Here is a 2,500-nt window from a genome sequence, read left to right on the forward strand (position 1 = left end):
TGGTTGCGGGAGTAGGATTTGAACCTACGACCTTCAGGTTATGAGCCTGACGAGCTACCGGGCTGCTCCATCCCGCGACACTTTGCGTTGGCCTACTGCCTATTCGGCTGTTTGAGGCCTGGTAGTGTTCTTTTCATCGTTAGAGAGACTGGGGATTTTACTAGGTTTGGCGGTGACCTACTCTCCCGGGGCTTAAGCCCAAGTACCATTGGCGCGGCAGTGCTTAACTTCCGGGTTCGGGATGGGACCGGGTGTTTCACTTGCGCTATGACCACCAAACCGAGGAAAATCCCCGTCGCTCTTTTTGCTTTGCAAAAAGGCGACGCGCGGGAGGCAGCGTATTCTCTTGCGAATGCGCGTTCCCACACGGTTGTTCATCAGATCAACGTTGTCCAACTCAAGGTCGGTGTATGCTTTGGTCTTGTCTTTCCATTACTGGATCAAATCAAGCCTATCGGGCGATTAGTACCGGTCAACTGAACGCATTACTGCGCTTACATCTCCGGCCTATTGACGTGGTGGTCTTCCACGGCCCTCAGGGAGACCTTGTTTTGAGGGGGGCTTCCCGCTTAGATGCCTTCAGCGGTTATCCTGTCCGATCATAGCTACCCAGCACTGCCGTTGGCACGACAACTGGTCCACCAGTGGATCGTTCACCCCGGTCCTCTCGTACTAGGGGCAACTCCTCTCAAGTCTCCTACACCCACGGCAGATAGGGACCGAACTGTCTCACGACGTTCTAAACCCAGCTCACGTACCTCTTTAAACGGCGAACAGCCGTACCCTTGGGACCTGCTCCAGCCCCAGGATGAGATGAGCCGACATCGAGGTGCCAAACACTGCCGTCGATATGGACTCTTGGGCAGTATCAGCCTGTTATCCCCGGCGTACCTTTTATCCGTTGAGCGATGGCCCTTCCACTCGGGACCACCGGATCACTATGGCCGTCTTTCGACTCTGCTCGACTTGTCAGTCTCGCAGTCAGGCTGGCTTCTGCCATTGCACTCAACGAGCGATTTCCGACCGCTCTGAGCCAACCTTCGCGCGCCTCCGTTACGCTTTAGGAGGCGACCGCCCCAGTCAAACTACCCGCCACGCAGGGTCCCGGATCCGGATAACGGACCGCGGTTAGACATCAAGAGTGCGAAGGGTGGTATCTCAAGGGAGGCTCCACAGGTACTTGCGTTCCTGCTTCAAAGCCTACCACCTATCCTGCACATCACAATCCTGATGCCAGTGCGAAGCTGTAGTAAAGGTGCACGGGGTCTTTCCGTCTAACCGCGGGAAGCCTGCATCTTGACAGGCAATTCAATTTCGCTGAGTCGATGTTGGAGACAGCGGGGAAGTCGTTACGCCATTCGTGCAGGTCGGAACTTACCCGACAAGGAATTTCGCTACCTTAGGACCGTTATAGTTACGGCCGCCGTTTACCTGGGCTTCAATTCAAGGCTCTCACCTCTCCTTTTAACCTTCAGGCACCGGGCAGGCGTCAGACCCTATACGTCGTCTTGCGACTTCGCAGAGCCCTGTGTTTTTAATAAACAGTCGCCACCCCCTGGTTTGTGCCCCCAGCCCCTAGTTGCCTAGGAACCGGGCCTCCTTCTCGCGAACTTACGGAGGTATTTTGCCGAGTTCCTTCAACATCGTTCTCTCAAGCGCCTTGGTATTCTCTACCAGTCCACCTGTGTCGGTTTAGGGTACGGTCTGATGGAGGGCTATTTCCAGGAACCACTCAGCAGCCCAATCAATCCGATAAGATTGAACTACACCTGTGATCCGTCACATCCTCCTGGCCTAGGAATATTAACCTAGTTCCCATCGCCTACGCCTTTCGGCCTCGGCTTAGGGGCCGGCTTACCCTGCTCAGATTAGCTTTAAGCAGGAACCCTTGGACTTTCGGCGAGAGTGTCTCTCACACTCTTTGTCGCTACTCATGTCATCATTCTCACTAGTGATCTCTCCACGGGATCGCTCACGCGCCCGCTTCATCGAAAGCCTCTCTCCTCCAATCTGCCCGAAGGCATGAAGGAGGAATGAGACTATGTCACACTACGCTCTGCTACCGATGCTTACGCATCCCTAGACTTCGGCTCATGGCTTGAGCCCCGTTACATCTTCGCCGCAGGACAACTTATTTAGACCAGTGAGCTGTTACGCTATCTTTAAAGGATGGCTGCTTCTAAGCCAACCTCCTGGTTGTTTTGGTCGTCCCACCTGCTTTCCCACTTAGCCATGAATTGGGGGCCTTAGTCGTAGGTCAGGGTTGTTTCCCTCTCCACTACGGACGTTAGCATCCGCAGTGTGTCTGCCATCTAGTACTCCCGGGTATTCGGAGTTTGGTTAGGATCAGTAAGCCTGTGGGGCCCCATTACCCATCCAGTGCTCTACCCCCCGGGGTATTCGGATGACGCTCTACCTAAATAGATTTCGCAGAGAACCAGCTATCTCCGAGTTTGATTGGCCTTTCACCCCTAGGCACAGCTCATCCCGATCCTTTTCA

Annotated in this window: 1 tRNA gene and 2 rRNA genes (1 of these 3 cut by a window edge); all 3 read right to left on the reverse strand. The window is 54.5% G+C overall.

The annotated features are described in order from the left end of the window. Positions 1–77, reverse strand: a tRNA-Met gene (locus tag ACR0AA_RS23110). An 87-nt stretch (positions 78–164) separates the two neighbouring features. Continuing rightward, positions 165–279, reverse strand: a 5S ribosomal RNA gene (gene rrf / locus ACR0AA_RS23115). Between the two features lie 162 nt (positions 280–441). Continuing rightward, a 23S ribosomal RNA gene (locus ACR0AA_RS23120) occupies positions 442–2,500 on the reverse strand (it continues 768 nt past the right edge of the window).

The sequence above is a fragment of the Ruegeria sp. CE8 genome (assembly GCF_056537465.1).